Genomic DNA, 17119 nt, shown 5'->3' with positions numbered 1-17119 from the left:
TTCCATAATGGAATTCAAACAACTGCGCAGCTTTGCCGAGGTGGTGCGTCAGGGCGGTTTCACCCAGGCCGCCGCCGTGCTGCATACCAGTCAGTCGGCCGTCAGCAAACAGGTCGCCCAACTGGAGTCTCGCCTGGGTGTCCGTCTGCTGGAACGGCACGGCCCGCACCTGCGCCTGACCGATGCCGGCGAGGTGGTGCGCCGTCGCGCCGAGGACTTCCTGCGCCTGCAGCAGGAGCTGTCGCGCGAACTCGACGACCTGAACCAGCTGGTTCGCGGTGAACTGCGTCTGGGCTTGCCCATGCTCGGTAGCGACGCACTGTTCGCCGGCCTGTTCGCTGAATACCGACGCCGTTATCCAAAGATCACCATCAGCCTCGCCGAGGGGGGCAGCAAGATGGTCGAGCGCATGGTGCTCAACGGCGAACTGGAGATCGGCGCAGCCCTGCAGCCGAGCGATCCGTCTTTCGCCTACCGACCGTTCTGCAACGAACCCCTGGATATCCTCCTGCCCGCCCAGCATCCACTGGCAGGCCAGCAGGGCCTGCGCCTGGAACAGTTGGCCGAGACGCCCTTTCTGCTCTACCAGCAGAGCTTCACCCTCAATGATCGCCTGCTCCTGGCCTGCCAGCGCCTGGGTTTCACCCCGCAGGAGGGTGGACGCAGCGGCCAGGCGGACTTCCTTGCCGCCCTGGTGGCCGCCGGTCAGGGCGTGGTGCTGCTACCCCGCGTAGTGGCGCGCAGCCTCGAGCGGCCCGGCGTGGTCAGAAGAACGCTGCTGGGCTCGGATCTGCGCTGGGATATCGCATTCATCTGGCGCCGCGACGCCTACCTGTCGCGAGCCGCGCAGGCCTGGCTCGACCTGCTCGCTCCAGCACAGGACACCGCTGAAAACCTGGGCGAGGCAGCCAGCGCAAGGCACAACGAGCAACGGGAGTGACAAACGAGGGCTACCCGGAGCAGGCGTTAGCGAATCACAAGAGGAGAGGTTTAGCGGTACCCTCAAAGCCAATAGCCATCACCGCTCAGCCGCGACGGCCAACGCGACTATCAGGCCTGCAGCGCCTTGGCGAAGGCCTGCAGCCAGGGTTCGGCATCGCTTTCCGGGGTGACGGTTTCGCTCGCATCTAGGCGCAGCATCTCAACCACCTCGCGCAACCCCAGCTCGGCATAGAGTTCGCGGATCAGCTCACCGCCGCCGCAATAGGTGTCGTAGCTGGAATCGCCGAGGGCCAGCACCGCCGCCGGACGGCCACTCCAGGCCGGCAGGCGGTCGCGGATTTCGCTGTACAGCGGCAGCAGGTTGTCAGGCAGTTCGCCCATGCCGGTGGTGGAGGTCACGGTGAGCAATGCATCCGGCGCAAAGGCCAGCAGTTCTTCCAGGCTCATGTTCGACTTGTGCCAGGCTTCCAGCCCGGCGGCCTTGAGCTGGCGCTCGGCATGGCGAGCAACTTCTTCGGCCGTACCGTAGACCGAGCCCGAGAGGATGGCGACTTTCATGACAACTCCGGATACAGGAAAAACGCCGCGCATTATGCCGCAAGTGGACAGCCTGACCCGATGTTTTAGAATGCAGCGATACTTCTCGCGGAATTGCCTCCATGATCAATGCCAAACTGCTGCAACTGGTAGTCGACGCCTCCAACGATGGAATCGTGGTGGCCGAGCAGGAGGGCGATGACAATATCCTGATCTACGCCAATGCTGCGTTCGAACGCCTGACCGGCTATGCCAGCGACGACATCCTCTACCAGGATTGCCGCTTCCTGCAGGCCGGAGACCGCGCCCAGATCGGCCTGCAAGCCATTCGCGAGGCGGTCAAGGCCAACAAACCCTGCCGCCAGATCATCCGCAACTACCGCAAGGATGGCAGCCCGTTCTGGAACGAACTGTCGATCACCCCGGTGCTCAACGAAAGCGACCAGCTCACCTACTACATCGGCATCCAGAAGGACGTCACCGAGCAGGTGGAAGCCCAGCAGCGCGTGCGCGAGCTGGAAAGCGAAGTGGCGGCGCTGAAAGCCGAGATCGAACGCCTGAAAAACTGACGAACGTACAAAACTAACGGCCCGAGGCACGGTCTGCTGTGAGTGAACCTCTTGCAGTGACCGTCATGCGCAACGACACACTCCTGACCCAGGCTGAAATCGACTTCATCCAGACCCTGAGCACGCAGCCCAGCCCAAGGGCGGCGTTGCCGGAAGACGCCAAGCTCGCCATCGGCGAACAGCTCGGCGAGCTGTTGGAGCGCCTTGGCGCCGACGAACAGCTCAGCCTGGACACCCACAGCCAGAACGAGCACCTCAGCTATCCCCTGCGCCTGGTGCGTACAGGACGCCAACCCGCACGCCTGGAACTGGGCGCGCCACTGATTCTGGAAACGGGCGAAGTCGAAAGGCCGTGGCGCCTGCGCCTGCCGCAAGCCCTGCCGTTACTGGACAACCATGGCCAAGCGGTGCCTGATCTGATGGTGCTGGAACTGTCGAGCAACGGCATGCTGCTGCGGCAACGCACAGTGATGCCAGCGGAGCGCCTGCTGCGTGGCAGCCTGCAGCTGTCGGAAACGGTTTGCGTACGGATCGAAGGGCACCTGGTCAGACGCGTCGGACGTGGCCGTTACGCCTATCACCTGCAACCGCTGTGCGCACAGGACGAGCAGCAGTTGCGGGAATTTCTCTTCGAGCATCACCGTGCTGGGCAGCTCAGCGAAGCGATCGCCTGAGCGGCTCAGGTGTCCAGATGGCCAGCGAGAAACTGCCGCAGCCGCCGTTGCATCAAGCGCCCTTCATTGCCCAGGCACGCGATAGGCGAACCGGCTAGCGCGTCTTCGGCCAGATCCGAGCTGTCGCCCGCCAGCAACAGCGGGCAATCCAGGCTGAGCGCCAAACGTGCCAGTTGCCGCGGAAATTCATCGCCCGGCGGCTGGTTGCTGAAGACCACCAGGGCCTGAGGCCGCATGCGCTCGCAGATCAATGCCAGATCGGTGAACGGAATACCGGGGCCCATGACCGTGGCCTGAGTATCATGGCCACTCAGCATCAACGCAGCTACCAGCAGTTCCAGCTCGCGACAATGGCCGGGCAGTGCCGTCAGCAGAATCGACTCGCGCGTATCGTCACGCCCAAGCTGCAGTCGCTGCCAGCAACGCCCGCGCAGAAAGCCATCGAGCATCAGCCACTCGCTACGCTGGCCGACCTCATCCTGGCGCAGGAGCAACTCCTGCCACAGCGGCATGAAGATGTCCTGGAACACCACCGGCAAGGGGTAGCAGGAGAAGATCTGCCCGTACAGCCGTTCCAGTCGTCGTTCATCGAAGCCTTGCAGGGCAAGCCGCACCTGCTCCTGCCACTGCCCCCAGTCATCGCTGCTGACCTCCTCGTAGGCGGGCGTGACGACGCTGCGGTTGCTGGCGCTCTTGGCCAGGATCGAACCGACCTTGCTGACCGCGACGCCGCGTTCGATCCAGGCGAGGATGCTGCGTACCGCATCGATATCGGCCTGCGAATACAAGCGATGGCCGCTGTCGGTTCGGGTCGGCTGAATCAGACCATAACGCCGCTCCCAGGCACGCAGCGTCACCGGGTTGACCCCGGTAAGACGGGAAACCTCGCGGATGGGGAACAGCTCTTCCTGCTTCAAAGCGCTGGACGCTAGCGATGTGACGGAGGCGAGTTCGGGCATGGCTTCGGGCATCGTGGCAACGAATGTACGGGGATTGTAACCCAGCTTTACCGGGCTTACATTGTGCAAAAGTTATACAAGGCAATCTCATGCACAACCCTGCCTGGCCATTGACCCTTTATTTCGACGGAGATTGCCCGCTCTGCGCGCGTGAAATCCGCATGCTCAGCCGCCACGCAGCGCCGGAGCGTCTGCTTCTGGTGGATATTTCTGCCGAGGACTTCGATCCACTGCCGCTGGGCCACTCACTGACGGCGATGCAGGATCGCCTGCACGCCCGCTGGGCCGATGGCACCTGGTTGCTGGGCCTCGATGCCAGCCTCTGGAGCTGGGAAGCCGCGGGCCTGGGAGCCTGGGTGGCGCCCTTGCGCTGGCGAGCGCTGCGCCCCCTGCTGGAATGGGGCTATCGACTGTTTTGCCGCCTGCGCCCTCACCTGGCGCGGTTACCGCACCCTGACGGTGCAGCGCGCTGCCGAAAAGGCGGCGCCTGTTCAACCCAACGCCCACCGTCAGCGGGCGCTGGCTAATTTTCGCAAAACGGGAATAATCCTTGCTGCATTGTTCGTCGAGCACATCACCCCGTGCTCGACCACGCCCAACGCCCTACCCCGGCTGACGGCAACACTCGAGGAGATACACAATGTCCCCCGTTACCCTGATGGTGGCGCGCCGCGTCGCCGATGGCCGTTATCACGACTTCATCACCTGGCTGCGCGAAGGCGAGCATCTGGCCACCGACTTTCCAGGCTACCTGGGCTCCGGCGTGCTGGCACCACCGCCGGGCGATGATGAATTCCAGATCGTGTTCCGTTTCAGCGATGAGCAAACCATGGCGGCCTGGGAGCATTCAGCCTCGCGCCAGGCCTGGCTCACACGCGGCAGCGGCCTGTTCGCCCAACCCCAGGAAAAACGTGCAGTCGGCCTCGATGCCTGGTTCGGCAGCGCCCATCGCCAGCCCCCTCGCTGGAAGCAGAGCGTGGCCATCTGGCTGGCGTTCTTTCCGGTATCGCTGGCGTTCAACCTGCTGTTCGGCACCTGGCTCGGCGAGCTCTCGCTGGTCACGCGCATCCTGCTCTCAACCCTGGCGCTGACGCCACTGATGACCTACCTGTTCATCCCACTGTCGACACGCCTGCTGGAACCCTGGTTACACGCCCCGACCAGCCACCGCCCTCCTCGTCAGGCGGCCAGCATCGGTAAATCCTGATCGCCATGCAGCACCTCCTCGGCCAGCTTGATGCTGGCCGATTTCGTTCTGACGCCGAAAGCCCAGACCTGTACAAAACAATCACCAAGTACAGGATAAGTACAAAATGACAGGCCGCCACTTTGCGAACAAAAAGCCTTTTATCTCAATAAAATAGGCCTCTTCCGCACTGCCAGCCGCAAAACCACATATCACGCAGGGTTGTACAAAATAGGACTCTGGTATAACTTTGTCCTCGGCCTGGTGAGTACCGCCTGCCACTGGTCAGGTATCCCGAGGCGGTACAGCCAGGCCTTCATCTTTCCTGCACGAGTCGCACATGAGCGCTGCCAGCTTTCCCATTCTGATTACCGGCGCCGGCCAACGGGTCGGCCTGTACTGCGCCGAGCGCCTGCTCGACGAAGGCCAGTCGGTGATCGTCAGCTACCGCCAGGAGCGCGACAGCATCGTGCGCCTGCGTGAGCGCGGCGCCATCGCCCTGCAGGCAGACTTCGGTGACGAGGCCGGCATCCTGGCATTCGTCGAACAGCTAAAGGGGCAATGCAGCGGCCTGCGCGCCATCGTCCACAACGCCTCGCAATGGCTCGCCGAAACACCGGGCGAGGAAGCCGAAGCCTTCCGCCAGCTGTTCAGCGTGCACATGCTCGCGCCCTACCTGATCAACCTGCATTGCAGCGACCTGCTGCTGCAGTCGGCGCAGGCCGATATCGTCCATGTCAGCGATGACGTGGTACGCAAGGGCAGCGCCAATCGTCCGGCCTACTGTGCCAGCAAGGCGGGGCTGGAAAGCCTCACGCTGTCGTTCGCTGCGCGCCTGGCGCCCCGCATCAAGGTCAATGCCATCGCCCCGGCATTGCTGATGTTCAACGACACGGACGACGATGCTTACAGAACAAAGACCCTGGCCAAATCGGCACTGGGCATCGAGCCTGGGCCACAAGCGTTCTACCAGAGCTTGCGCTACCTGCTGGACAACCCCTACGTCACCGGAACAACCCTTACCCTCAACGGCGGCCGTCACCTCAAGTGACGCTCTGCCCAGGACACTGCCATGAGCGAACCCCTCTCCCAACACTATCGCGAGATTCTTGTCGGCCTCGGTGAAAACCCGGAACGCGAAGGCCTGCTCGACACGCCCAAGCGCGCGGCCAAAGCCATGCAGTACCTTTGCCATGGCTACCAGCAGTCGCTGGAAGAAATCGTCAACGGCGCGCTGTTCGAGTCCGATAACGACGAGATGGTGATCGTCAAGGACATCGAGCTGTACTCGCTGTGTGAGCATCACCTGCTGCCCTTCATCGGCAAGGCGCACGTGGCTTACATCCCCACCGGCAAGGTACTGGGGCTGTCCAAGGTCGCTCGCATCGTCGACATGTTCGCTCGCCGCCTGCAGATCCAGGAAAACCTCACCAAGCAGATCGCCGATGCCATCCAGCGTGTCACCAACGCGGCAGGCGTGGCCGTGGTGATCGAAGCCAAGCACATGTGCATGATGATGCGCGGCGTGGAGAAGCAGAACTCGGTGATGAGCAGCTCGGTGATGCTGGGTGCCTTCCGCGAGTCTTGCAACACTCGCCATGAATTCCTGCAACTGATCGGACGGAACAACTGATGCCGCGACTGGAACCCGGAATGGCGCGCATCCGCGTCAAGGATCTGCGCCTGCGCACCTACATCGGCATCAAGGAAGAGGAGATCAACAACAAGCAGGACGTGTTGATCAACCTGACCATCCTTTACCCGGCCGTGGACGCGGTGCAGGTCAATGACATCGAGCATGCCCTCAACTACCGCACCATCACCAAGGCGATCATCGCCCACGTGGAGGGCAACCGCTTCGCCCTGCTCGAACGCCTGACCCAGGAAATCCTCGACCTGATCATGACGCACCAGGCCGTGCGCTACGCCGAGGTCGAAGTGGACAAGCCGCACGCGCTGCGCTTCGCCGAGTCGGTCTCCATCACCCTGGCCGGTCACCGCTAGGCCGGCTTCGTGCCCGGCTTGCCGGCCTGCGGGGCGGCTTTATATCATCGCCGCCACCAACCGCCCACGGAGAGCCCAGCATGACCGAGCAAGAACGCCTCGAACTGGAAGCCGCCGCCTTTCGCGCCCTCGTGCAGCATCTGCGCAGCCGCCCCGATGTGCAGAACATCGACCTGATGAACCTGTCCGGCTTCTGCCGCAACTGTCTGTCCAAGTGGTACAAGGCCGCCGCCGACGACATCGGCGTCGAACTGAGCCCGGATCAGGCGCGAGAAGCGGTGTACGGCATGCCCTATGCCGACTGGAAAGCCAAGTACCAGAAAGAAGCCACCGCCGAGCAGCAAGCCGCTTTCGAAAAAGGAAAATCGCAATGACCACCCTCGCCGACCTGCGCAACCGCCTGCAGCAGGACGACTTCGCCTTCAGCGAGACTCTGGCCTTCGTTGCCGAGCATTACGACTATCAGCCCAGTGCCTTCCGTAATGGCGCAGTGGAAAACGCCGCCGGCCAGAACGAAGGCTCCTGCAAGACCCTGGGCCTGGCATTGCTCGAAGGGTTCAGCACGGATGAAGCGCTGCGCGCCTTTGGCGAGCACTACCGCAGCGTGCTCGCCACTCCCGAGGGCAGCGACCACGGCAATATTCGCGCCCTGATGAGCCACGGCCTGGAAGGCGTGCAGTTCGAGCGCCAGCCCCTGTCTCGCAAGGCCTGAAGATCCCCGGCAAAAACTTGCACAACTGTAGCAAAAGGCTGACAGACATCACTTAGCCATCACGCTATTCTGCGCGCCATCACGATTCATGGAACACGAGGGAATGTGTTCTGCGCGCAGTGGCTGCGCCCCTCCTGTTCCATGCCTGGCATGGAGTCGCCCGATGCAGCAGACCCTGGTATGGAAGCCCTGGTACACCCCCGGCGTGGAAACCCTGCGCCTCAGCCATGATGCCAGTGGCATCCACGCCACCAGCCATCTCATGCAGGTGGTCAAGGGCGACAGCATCGTCGCCAACTACCTCATCGACTGTGATTCACGCTGGCGCTTCCGCCGCCTCTGGCTCAAGGTGGACAATCACGGCCAGCGTAGCCTGTGCCTGCAACGTGATCTGCGCGGCAACTGGCTGCTAGACGGTCAGCCCCGCCCCGACTTGCAGGACTGTCAGCACGTCATGCTCTCGGCCTCGCCCTTCACCCACACGCCGATCCTGCAGCGCAGTGCCCTGGAAGCCGGGCAGAGCGAGGAGCTTCAGGTCGCCTACGTGGACATGCTGAGCCTGAAGGTCGAACCCCGCTGGAAGCGCTACCGCTGCGTGCACCATCAGGCTGGCGAAAGCCTGTACCACAGCCAGGTGGAAGGTCGTGCCGACGAGGAACTCAGCGTCGACGACCAGGCCCTGCTGCTCAAGGTCAGCGAGAAGTACCTGCGCCTCAGCCAGCGCGACCTGAAGGTCAGCGCGCTGGTGTAAGGCTCAGCCTAAATAGGCAGTTGCCCGAACATCCAGCGCAGCAGGAAGAACACCAGCAAACCGCCGCCGATAGTCGCCAGCAGATGCCGGCTGAAGGCCGCAATGCCGATGGCCACCAGACCGGCGATCAGGTAGGCGTTGTCCACTTCGAACGCCCAGTGCTGGCCGTCGGGCATCAGCATGCCGGGCACCACGATCGCCGTCAGCACGGCGGTAGGTACGTAGTGCAGGCCCTGACGTACCAACGGCGGAAAGCGCAGATCAGGAAAGGCGAACAGGCTGTAACGGGTGGCGAAGGTGATCGCCAGCATGCCGAGAATCAACCACCAGATGTCCATCACGCGCCCTCCTCCATCGCCGGCAGCCCGCGCCGTTCCAGCCACACACCGACGAGGATGCCACTGGCGGCAGCCGCCATCAGCCCGAGCTTGTACGGCAAACCGTGGCAGATCAGCGCCACGCCCGCCGCAACCAGCGCCGCAGCCACCTGCGGACGATTGCGCAGCATCGGCACGACGATGCCGATGAAGGTCGCCAGCATGGCGAAATCCAGCCCCCAGTCGCCGATATTCGGGATCGCCCGGCCGAACAGGACGCCGATCAGGGTGCATGCCAGCCAGTTCACGTACATAGCCAGCGCCGCGCCGAGGAAATACCAATGCCGATACTCGGCCTGATCGCCGCGCAGGTAGCGCTGCTGCACCACCGCATAGGCTTCGTCGGTCAGCCAGAACGCCAGCGGCATGCGCCAGCGCTTGGGCAGATGACGTACGTAGGGCTGCAGACTGGCGCTGTACAGGGCATGCCGCAGGTTGACCACGACCGTGGTCAGCAGCACCACGGCAACGCCGGCACCACCGCTCAGCAGGCTGATGGCGATGAATTGCGCCGAACCGGCGAAGACCAGCGCCGACATGCCCAGGGTCTGCAGCGGGTCGAGCCCGGCGGCGCCGGCCAGGCTGCCGAAAATGATGCCGAAAGGCATGGCGCCGAGCAGCATCGGCAGCATGTCGCGCATGCCCTGAGTGAATTCGTGATGACGAGACATGGAACCTCCTTGATCCAGCGAGGGTAACCGCTGCCAGAGGGGAGGTCTTGAACGTTCTTGCGCCTCAGCGCTGGCAAGCCCGCCGGTATTCGCCGGGCGCGATACCGTAGGCCTGCTTGAACTGACGCGACAGGTGGCTCTGATCGGCGAAGCCCAACTGCATCGCCAGCGCAAGCGGCGCGCAGCCTTCGCTCAACAGGGCGCGCGCCTGCTCCAGGCGACGCTGCTTGAGCCAGGTATGCGGCGGCAGGCCTGTCGCGCGGCGAAAGGTGCGGGCGAAATGGAACGGCGAAAGTCCCACCTCTCCAGCCAGCTCGTCCAGGGAAGGCGGATCGATCAGGCGCGCGCTCATCAGCTCACGCGCCCGCGCCACGGCCAGCGGTTCGCGGCCAGCCGGACGCGGCTCGCCAACCCGCGCATACCGGCGAAACAGCAGGAGCAAGGCCTCGCGCCAGGCCAGTTGCTGCTCCAGTGCACTGGCGCCCTGCTCGGACAACTGGTGCAACGCGACGAAATGCCCGGCAACCTGCGGATCATGCAACACGCTGCTGGCAAAGCCCGGTAACCCGCCCGTGGCAATGTCCAGCTCCTTCAGCACGCTACCGACCGCTTCCAGTTCGGGATAGAAGGCGCGGTAGCGCCAACCCTGCTCATGCGCCTTGGAACCCGTGTGCAGCTCATCGGGGTTGATCAACACCATGCTGCCCAACGCCGCCAGATGATCGCTGCCACGGTGACGAAAGCGCTGCGCCCCGGACTCGATCACCGTGAACACGTAACCCGCATGTACATGTGGGGCGAAACGCTGCTCACGGTAATGGGCATGCAACAATTCCACCTTGCCCAGAGCGCTGGCGCGCCAGAAGCGTGTGCGCTCACCACTCATGATCAGCTACCGAAGCCAGCCTCCAGCGCCTGGCGCACCTGCGGCCACTCCTGATCGGTGATGCTGTACATCACGGTATCGTCGAGGCGGCCGTCGGCCAGGCGGCGGTGATTACGCAACAGGCCTTCGCGCACCGCCCCCAGTTTTTCGATGGCGCGTTGCGAGCGCAGGTTGCTGGCCGCGGTCTTCAGTTGCACGCGCACCATGCCCCAGTTATCGAAGGCGTGCCTGAGCATCAGGTACTTGATGGTGGCGTTCAGGCCGCTGCCATGCTGTGCCTGGTCGAGCCAGGTCCAGCCGATCTCGCAGGCCGGCAGGGCGTTGAGGAAGTCGGCGAAACGCGTAGTGCCCACCAGTTGGTCACCCAGGCGAATGACGAAAGGCAGGGCGCGCTGTTCGCGCATGTCGGCCAGGGCGCTGCGGTACCAGTCCAGGCGCAGGGTTCCGTTCATGTACAGCAGCGCTTCACGGTTGGCCTCGGCCAATGTCACCAGAGCCGGAATATCGGCATCGGCCAGCGGCTCCAGGCGCAGCGCTCCGCGCTGCAGCGTTACCAGTTGCGGCTTGAACATCCTTTCCCCCGGCGAGATTACGAGCAGCTCACGCTATCAGGCACACGCCTGCGGCACAATTGGCCGCTGCGGCAATCGGTCCGTGCGACCTTGGTCGCAACTGACGGACTCGCGCTTTGGTGCAACACTGCACCTGTTCCCGCGCCACACCGAGTGCGCGGCCCCATTCGTATACCTGCGTTCCGGAGTGTCCGCATGTCGCTGTCCACCGGGCTGATCGCTGCGGTCGCCCTGATCTACATGACCGTCCTCTTCTCCATCGCCTTCTATGGCGACCGGCGCAGCACCCCCATGCCGCCGAAGGTACGCGCCTGGGTCTATTCACTGTCGCTGGCAGTGTACTGCACCAGTTGGACCTTCTTCGGCGCAGTCGGCCAGGCGGCCGAGCAGCTGTGGTCGTTCCTGCCGATCTACCTGGGGCCGATCATTCTGATGCTGACCATGCCCTGGGTGCTGCAGAAGATGGTGATGATCAGCAAGCAGGAGAACATCACCTCCATCGCCGACTTCATCGCCGCCCGCTACGGCAAATCGCAGTCGCTGGCCGTGGTCGTGGCGCTGATCTGCCTGGTCGGCGTGCTGCCCTACATCGCCCTGCAGCTCAAGGGCATCGTCCTCGGCGTCAACCTGCTGATCGGCGTCGACTCGCAGACCATCAGCACCAGCGCCCAGGACACCGCCCTGATCGTGTCGCTGGCCCTGGCCCTGTTCACCATCCTGTTCGGTACGCGCAACCTGGACGTCACCGAGCACCATCGCGGCATGGTGCTGGCCATCGCCTTCGAGTCGCTGGTCAAGTTGCTGGCCTTCCTCGCCGTCGGCGCCTTCGTCACCTTCGGCCTGTATAACGGTTTCAACGACCTGATCGCCCAGGCCCACGAGGCCCCGGAGCTGGAGGCATTCTGGAACGAGGCCGTGAACTGGCCGGCGATGCTGGTGCAGACCGGCATGGCGATGATTGCCATCGTTTGTCTGCCCCGGCAGTTCCACGTCAGCGTGGTGGAAAACATCGAGCCCAAGGATCTGCGCCTGGCCCGCTGGGTGTTCCCGGCCTACCTGGTGCTGGCGGCGCTGTTCGTGGTGCCCATCGCCCTGGCCGGACAGATATTGCTGCCGAGCGGCGTCACCCCGGACTCCTTCGTCATCAGCCTGCCGCTGGCCGAGGCGCACCCGGGCCTGGCGGTGCTGGCCTTCATCGGCGGAGCGTCGGCCGCCACCGGCATGGTGATCGTCGCCTCGGTGGCGCTGTCGACCATGATCTCCAACGACATGCTGCTGCCCTGGCTGCTGCGTCGGCAGAACACCGAGCGCCCGTTCGAGGCCTTCCGCCACTGGATGCTGACGGCGCGGCGCGTGAGCATCGTGCTGATCCTGCTGCTGGCCTACGTTTGTTACCGCCTGCTCGGCGAAGGCACCAGCCTGGCCACCATCGGCCAGGTGTCCTTCGCCGCCATCGGTCAGTTGGCGCCGGCCATGTTCGGCGCGCTGCTGTGGAAGCAGGCCAACCGCCGTGGTGTGTTCGCCGGACTGATCGTCGGTTCGCTGCTGTGGTTCTACACCCTGGTGCTGCCGCTGGCCGCACGCGGCATGGGCTGGTCGCTGGCCAGCTTCCCCGGCCTGACCACCCTGCTGCATGCCCCCATCGGCCTGCATGTCGACCCGTTGACCCGTGGCGTGGTGCTGTCGCTGGCCGGCAACATGCTGCTGTTCGCCTGGGTATCGTGGTTCTCCCGCACGCGCGTGTCCGAGCACTGGCAGGCCGGGCGTTTCATCGGCCATGACCTGGGCACCAAGCCCAGCGGCCGCAGCCTGCTGGCGGTGCAGGTAGCCGACCTGCTGATCCTGTCCAGTCGTTTCGTTGGCGAGGAACGCGCCCGCCAGAGCTTCACCCGCTTCGCCCTGCGCCAGGGCAAAGGCAAGGACTTCGACCCCAACCAGCCGGCCAACAGTGAATGGATCGCCCATACCGAGCGCCTGCTCGCCGGTGTGCTGGGCGCCTCCAGCACCCGCGCGGTGGTCAAGGCAGCCATCGAAGGGCGCGAGATGCAGGTCGAGGACGTGGTGCGCATCGTCGACGAAGCCAGCGAGGTGCTGCAGTTCAACCGCGCCCTGCTCCAGGGCGCCATCGAGAACATCACCCAGGGCATCAGCGTGGTCGACCAGAACCTGCGCCTGGTGGCCTGGAACCAGCGCTACCTGGAACTGTTCGAGTATCCCGACGGGCTGGTCTACGTCGGCCGGCCGATTGCCGAGATCATCCGCTTCAATGCCGAACGCGGCATGCTCGGCAGCGGCGATGTCGAGGAGAACGTGGCCAAGCGCCTGTACTGGATGCGCCAGGGCACGGCCCACAGCTATGAGCGGGTATTCCCCAACGGCCGGGTGATCGAGCTGATCGGCAACCCCATGCCGGGCGGCGGTTTCGTCATGAGCTTCACCGACATCACCGAGTTCCGCCAGGCCGAGCGCGCGCTGAAGGAAGCCAACGAGAGCCTGGAACGCCGCGTCGCCGAACGCACCTTCGAACTGTCGCAGCTGAACCAGGCACTGACCGAAGCCAAGGCCCATGCCGAAGCCGCCAACCAGTCCAAGACGCGCTTTCTCGCCGCAGTCAGTCATGACCTGATGCAGCCGCTGAACGCCGCTCGGCTGTTCTCCGCCGCGCTCTCGCACCAGGAGGACGCGCTGCCCGGTGAAGCCCAGGAACTGGTGCGCCACCTCGACAGCTCGCTGCGCTCGGCTGAGGATCTGATCACCGACCTGCTCGACATCTCGCGCCTGGAGAACGGCCGTATCACCCCGGATCGTCACCCGGTCGCCCTTTCCAGCCTGTTCGACACCCTCGCCGCCGAATTCGGCGTGCTGGCTGCCGAACAGGGCATCGATCTGCGCGTGCACGGCAGCCGACAGTGGATCGACAGCGACATCAAGCTGCTGCGCCGGGTGCTGCAGAACTTCCTGACCAATGCCTTCCGCTACGCCAAGGGCCGCGTGGTGCTGGGCGTGCGCCGTGAAGGCAAGCAGTTGCGCCTGGAAGTCTGGGATCGCGGCATGGGCATCCCCGAGGACAAGCGCAAGGTGATCTTCGAGGAGTTCAAGCGCCTGGACAGCCACCAGACCCGCGCCGAAAAAGGCCTGGGCCTGGGGCTGGCGATTGCCGACGGCCTGTGCCGGGTACTCGGCCACCGCCTGGAGGTACGCTCCTGGCCAGGCAAGGGCAGTGTGTTCAGCGTCAGCGTGCCGCTGGCCCGCAAGCCTGCGCCGAAACCTCAGGGCGTCCCCTCACCGGCCAGCGATGGCCAGCCCCTGCAGGGCACCCAGGTGATCTGCATCGACAACGAGGACAGCATCCTCACCGGTATGCACAGCCTGCTGTCACGCTGGGGCTGCCAGGTGTGGACGGCGCGCAACCGCCTGGAATGCGAGCACCTGCTGAGCGAGGAAGTGCGCCCACAACTGGCACTGATCGACTACCACCTCGACGAAGGCGAGACCGGCACCGAGCTGATGGCCTGGCTGCGCACACGCCTGGGCGAGCCAGTACCTGGTGTGGTGATCAGCGCCGATGGCCGCCCGGAACTGGTCGCCGAAGTGCACGCCGCCGGCCTCGACTACCTGCCCAAACCAGTCAAGCCGGCCGCGCTGCGCGCCCTGCTCAGCCGCCACCTGCCCCTGCGCGGCTGAAGCAGAGGCTGACTTGGAGCAAAGGCGCCTTCAGTGGCCACGACTAGACTGTTCGCAGTCCTGCCGCCCCAAGGATGCCCCATGTCCGATGCCCTGCAGTTGCTGCTCAACTTCGCCAGCGCCCTGGCAGCAGGGCTATTGATCGGTGCCGAGCGCGGTTGGCAGGAGCGCAATCACGACGATGCGCGCCTGGCGGCAGGCATCCGTACCTTTGGCCTGGCCGGGCTGCTCGGTGGCTTCGCCATGTTGCTCGGCGAGCGCTTCGGCGTACTGGCCTGGGCCGCCATGTTCATCGGTTTCACGGCGCTGGTGCTGGCGTCCTATATCGGCGATCTGATTCAGCGTCAGGAGCTGGGCATGACCAGCGAGGTGGCGTTGCTGATCACCTTCGCCCTTGGCAGCCTGGCGGTTGCAGACCAGGCCTCGCTGGCGGCCGCCGGGGCGGTGGCGGTGGCCTTGTTGCTGAGCCTCAAGCGTACGCTGCATGGCGCCTTGCAGCATTTGAGTGAAAATGAACTGCTCGGTGCCCTGAAGCTGCTGTTCATCTCCCTGGTGCTGTTGCCTGCCCTGCCCGATCAGGGCTATGGCCCCTGGGACGTGTTCAATCCGTACGTGATCTGGTGGATGGTGGTGGCCATCGCCGCCATCGGTTTTGCCGCCTACGTCGCCATCCGCCTAGTGGGCACGCGCCACGGCCTGCTGATCACGGCGCTGCTCGGCGGGATCGTCTCCTCTACCGCCATGACCCTCACCCTGGCACGCCTGCAGGGCGAACGCCAGCTGCTGGCGCTGCTCGCCTGCGGCTTGCTGGCGACCTCGGCGCTGATGTTTCCCCGGGTGTTGCTGGAGGTGGGGCTGGTCAACCACGGCCTACTCATGCAGTTGGCCTGGCCGCTGCTCAGCGCCGCGCTGGTCTACGCGGGCGGCGCCCTGCTCTTCTATCGCCTGGCCGGTCGCGAGCCAGCCAACGCCGGCGAGCCACCGCTGAAGAACCCATTCGAGCTGGCACCCGCACTGCGCTTCGCCGCCCTGTTGCTGCTCATCCTGTTCCTCGTCGAGGCCGCCCAACATGGCGTAGGCGATGCTGGCGTGTATCTGGTGGCGCTGCTCTCAGGGCTGGCGGACGTCGACGCCATCACCCTATCGCTGGCCCGCAGCGCCTCGGGGGAACTGGATCCGCAGGTGGCTGTGCGCGGCATCTTTCTCGCGGCGTTGAGCAACAGCCTGGTCAAGGGCGGGCTGATCGCCCTGATCGGCGGGCGCCACCTGGCCATCCGCACATTGCCGATCATGGCGCTCGGCCTGCTCATCGGAGCCAGCACACTGCTCCTGCTCTGAGCCGCTGTCCACTCACCCGAACCAAGGGCTGGACTTGCCTCCGCCCAAGCGGTGCGCATCGCCCCTGATTTTCCCGCAGAGCCGCGTGCCAGAGCCGTTGCAGCGCTGCGGTAACGGCTCCACACGCTCATCCCGATGGCTAGGCAAGCCAGGCATTGGGCACAACAATGCCGGCGAGCGTTCTCCCCCATCCCTTGCGCGGAGCCGAACATGTCGAGCTTTCCCCACAACCGAGCCGAGTGGACTGCATCGTGAACACAGCACTGGCGCGACCTCTACAGCCCGCGCGGCGCCTGATCGTGCGTGGCGACGGCGTGAATCTGGCGGTGCAATGCTGGGGCCGGACTGGCGCGACACCCTTGTTGCTGGTGCACGGCTACCCGGATCAGCATGGCGTATGGCTGTCGTTGATCGATGCGCTGGCCGCCGACTTCCAGCTGATCACCTATGATGTGCGCGGTTTCGGCGCCTCGGACAAGCCTCGCCAGTGCCAGGCCTACCGCCTGCAGCACCTGGCACGCGACCTCGAAGCGGTGATCCTGGCCACCAGCCCGGATCGCCCCGTGCACCTGGTCGCGCACGACTGGGGCTCGATCCAGGCCTGGGAGGCGGTGACCGAACCGCATATGCAGCCCTTGCTGGCGTCCTATACCAGCCTGTCCGGCCCTTGCCTGGATCATGTCGGCCATTGGCTGCGCGAGCGCCTGGGCCAACGCCGCCTGCGCCCCTGGCTGCAAGCGGGCGGGCAATTGCTCAGTTCCTGGTACATCGCCTTCTTCCATCTGCCACTGCTGCCCGAGCTGAGCTGGCGTCTGGGCCTGGATCGCGCCTGGCCCTGGCTGCTGCGCCAGTTCGAAGGTGTCGAAGCGCCACACCGCTCAGCCAGCCAGCGCGCCGATGGCATGCATGGCGTGCAGCTGTATCGCGCCAACTTCCTCGACTGCCTGCTCAGGCCGCGCCGGCGCTCGACTCGGGTACCGGTGCAGTTGATCGTGGCGCGCCATGATCGCTTCGTAAGGCCGCAACTGTTCGAGGACTTGCAGCAATGGGCGCCGCTGCTGACCCGACGCGAGATCGCCGCCGGCCACTGGCAGCCATTGGCCAAGCCTCATGAGTTGGCCGGCTGGCTGCGTGACTATGTCGGGCAATTGGAAGGCAGCGGTGCCTGCGAGCGGCCGGCACGGGCCATGACGAGCTAGGTTCTGTACGAAAAGTGCCTGCACTTGGTGATGCTTCGTTAAAAACAGGCTGGAACGC

General features: G+C 64.6%; 20 protein-coding genes. 14 read left to right on the top strand and 6 right to left on the bottom strand.

Annotation, left to right across the window (positions count from 1 at the left end):
* The first annotated feature begins 7 nt into the window (after positions 1 to 7).
* Complete coding sequence (locus ACODS1_RS01300) at positions 8 to 940, top strand: LysR family transcriptional regulator (RefSeq protein ID WP_489084220.1); 933 nt, start codon at positions 8 to 10, stop codon at positions 938 to 940.
* 110 nt (positions 941 to 1050) lie between these two features.
* Here the strand turns inward: ACODS1_RS01300 and ACODS1_RS01295 are convergent, their stop codons facing one another.
* Positions 1051 to 1500: a flavodoxin gene (locus ACODS1_RS01295; RefSeq protein WP_489084219.1), complete on the bottom strand. Its 450-nt coding sequence runs from the start codon at positions 1498 to 1500 to the stop codon at positions 1051 to 1053.
* Positions 1501 to 1601: 101 nt separating this feature from the next.
* On the opposite strand from ACODS1_RS01295, the gene ACODS1_RS01290 reads away from it, so the two are divergent.
* Both ACODS1_RS01290 and ACODS1_RS01285 read left to right on the top strand, forming a co-directional pair.
* Positions 1602 to 2048 carry a PAS domain-containing protein gene (locus ACODS1_RS01290; protein WP_276487160.1) on the top strand — a complete coding sequence of 149 codons (447 nt, stop codon included), beginning with the start codon at positions 1602 to 1604 and terminating at the stop codon, positions 2046 to 2048.
* Between the two features lie 38 nt (positions 2049 to 2086).
* Entirely contained in the window at positions 2087 to 2722 is a 636-nt protein-coding gene (locus tag ACODS1_RS01285; protein WP_489084218.1) for a hypothetical protein, read from the top strand.
* Between the two features lie 5 nt (positions 2723 to 2727).
* Here ACODS1_RS01285 and ACODS1_RS01280 read toward each other — a convergent pair whose 3' ends face one another.
* Positions 2728 to 3681 carry a MerR family transcriptional regulator gene (locus tag ACODS1_RS01280; protein ID WP_276487162.1) on the bottom strand — a complete coding sequence of 318 codons (954 nt, stop codon included), beginning with the start codon at positions 3679 to 3681 and terminating at the stop codon, positions 2728 to 2730.
* Positions 3682 to 3770: 89 nt separating this feature from the next.
* Here ACODS1_RS01280 and ACODS1_RS01275 point away from each other — a divergent pair, with 89 nt between their 5' ends.
* The 8 genes from ACODS1_RS01275 to ACODS1_RS01240 all read left to right on the top strand — a co-directional run bounded on the left by ACODS1_RS01275 (position 3771) and on the right by ACODS1_RS01240 (position 8334).
* A complete protein-coding gene (locus ACODS1_RS01275) occupies positions 3771 to 4208 on the top strand; it encodes a thiol-disulfide oxidoreductase DCC family protein (RefSeq protein WP_489084217.1) in 438 nt (145 codons plus the stop codon).
* A 113-nt stretch (positions 4209 to 4321) separates the two neighbouring features.
* Complete coding sequence (locus ACODS1_RS01270; protein ID WP_489084216.1) at positions 4322 to 4888, top strand: antibiotic biosynthesis monooxygenase; 567 nt, start codon at positions 4322 to 4324, stop codon at positions 4886 to 4888.
* 319 nt (positions 4889 to 5207) lie between these two features.
* The gene (gene folM, locus ACODS1_RS01265) at positions 5208 to 5918 is read left to right on the top strand and encodes a dihydromonapterin reductase (protein ID WP_489084215.1); all 711 of its coding nucleotides are present in this window, start codon (positions 5208 to 5210) and stop codon (positions 5916 to 5918) included.
* A 21-nt stretch (positions 5919 to 5939) separates the two neighbouring features.
* Entirely contained in the window at positions 5940 to 6500 is a 561-nt protein-coding gene (folE, locus tag ACODS1_RS01260) for a GTP cyclohydrolase I FolE (protein WP_322981659.1), read from the top strand.
* On the top strand, positions 6500 to 6871 hold the full coding sequence (gene folX, locus ACODS1_RS01255; protein WP_322981658.1) for a dihydroneopterin triphosphate 2'-epimerase: 372 nt from the start codon (positions 6500 to 6502) through the stop codon (positions 6869 to 6871). The genes folE and folX overlap by 1 nt, the downstream gene beginning before the upstream one ends.
* Positions 6872 to 6951: 80 nt before the next feature.
* Complete coding sequence (locus ACODS1_RS01250) at positions 6952 to 7245, top strand: DUF1244 domain-containing protein (protein ID WP_489084214.1); 294 nt, start codon at positions 6952 to 6954, stop codon at positions 7243 to 7245.
* Positions 7242 to 7583: a HopJ type III effector protein gene (locus ACODS1_RS01245; protein ID WP_489084213.1), complete on the top strand. Its 342-nt coding sequence runs from the start codon at positions 7242 to 7244 to the stop codon at positions 7581 to 7583. Before ACODS1_RS01250 ends, ACODS1_RS01245 begins: the two co-directional genes overlap by 4 nt.
* Before the next feature lie 163 nt (positions 7584 to 7746).
* Positions 7747 to 8334 (top strand): putative glycolipid-binding domain-containing protein, encoded by a 588-nt coding sequence (locus ACODS1_RS01240; RefSeq protein WP_489084212.1) that lies wholly within the window; start codon positions 7747 to 7749, stop codon positions 8332 to 8334.
* Between the two features lie 8 nt (positions 8335 to 8342).
* Here the strand turns inward: ACODS1_RS01240 and ACODS1_RS01235 are convergent, their stop codons facing one another.
* From ACODS1_RS01235 to ACODS1_RS01220, 4 genes are all read right to left on the bottom strand, one after another.
* Entirely contained in the window at positions 8343 to 8672 is a 330-nt protein-coding gene (locus ACODS1_RS01235) for an AzlD domain-containing protein (RefSeq protein ID WP_489084211.1), read from the bottom strand.
* Entirely contained in the window at positions 8672 to 9382 is a 711-nt protein-coding gene (locus tag ACODS1_RS01230) for an AzlC family ABC transporter permease (RefSeq protein ID WP_489084210.1), read from the bottom strand. Before ACODS1_RS01230 ends, ACODS1_RS01235 begins: the two co-directional genes overlap by 1 nt.
* Before the next feature lie 64 nt (positions 9383 to 9446).
* Positions 9447 to 10268 carry a helix-turn-helix transcriptional regulator gene (locus tag ACODS1_RS01225; protein ID WP_489084209.1) on the bottom strand — a complete coding sequence of 274 codons (822 nt, stop codon included), beginning with the start codon at positions 10266 to 10268 and terminating at the stop codon, positions 9447 to 9449.
* A 2-nt stretch (positions 10269 to 10270) separates the two neighbouring features.
* On the bottom strand, positions 10271 to 10840 hold the full coding sequence (locus ACODS1_RS01220) for a GNAT family N-acetyltransferase (RefSeq protein WP_489084208.1): 570 nt from the start codon (positions 10838 to 10840) through the stop codon (positions 10271 to 10273).
* 195 nt (positions 10841 to 11035) lie between these two features.
* Here ACODS1_RS01220 and ACODS1_RS01215 point away from each other — a divergent pair, with 195 nt between their 5' ends.
* The 3 genes from ACODS1_RS01215 to ACODS1_RS01205 all read left to right on the top strand — a co-directional run bounded on the left by ACODS1_RS01215 (position 11036) and on the right by ACODS1_RS01205 (position 17061).
* Positions 11036 to 14524, top strand: a complete 3489-nt coding sequence (locus tag ACODS1_RS01215; protein ID WP_489084207.1) for a hybrid sensor histidine kinase/response regulator — start codon at positions 11036 to 11038, stop codon at positions 14522 to 14524.
* Between the two features lie 81 nt (positions 14525 to 14605).
* Positions 14606 to 15862, top strand: coding sequence for an MgtC/SapB family protein (locus ACODS1_RS01210; RefSeq protein WP_489084206.1), 1257 nt, complete (start codon positions 14606 to 14608; stop codon positions 15860 to 15862).
* 251 nt (positions 15863 to 16113) lie between these two features.
* Positions 16114 to 17061 carry an alpha/beta fold hydrolase gene (locus ACODS1_RS01205; protein ID WP_489084205.1) on the top strand — a complete coding sequence of 316 codons (948 nt, stop codon included), beginning with the start codon at positions 16114 to 16116 and terminating at the stop codon, positions 17059 to 17061.
* The last annotated feature ends 58 nt before the right edge of the window (positions 17062 to 17119 follow it).

The sequence above is a fragment of the Pseudomonas sp. FG29 genome (assembly GCF_057809355.1).
This window is presented reverse-complemented; position numbering and strand designations above follow the sequence as displayed.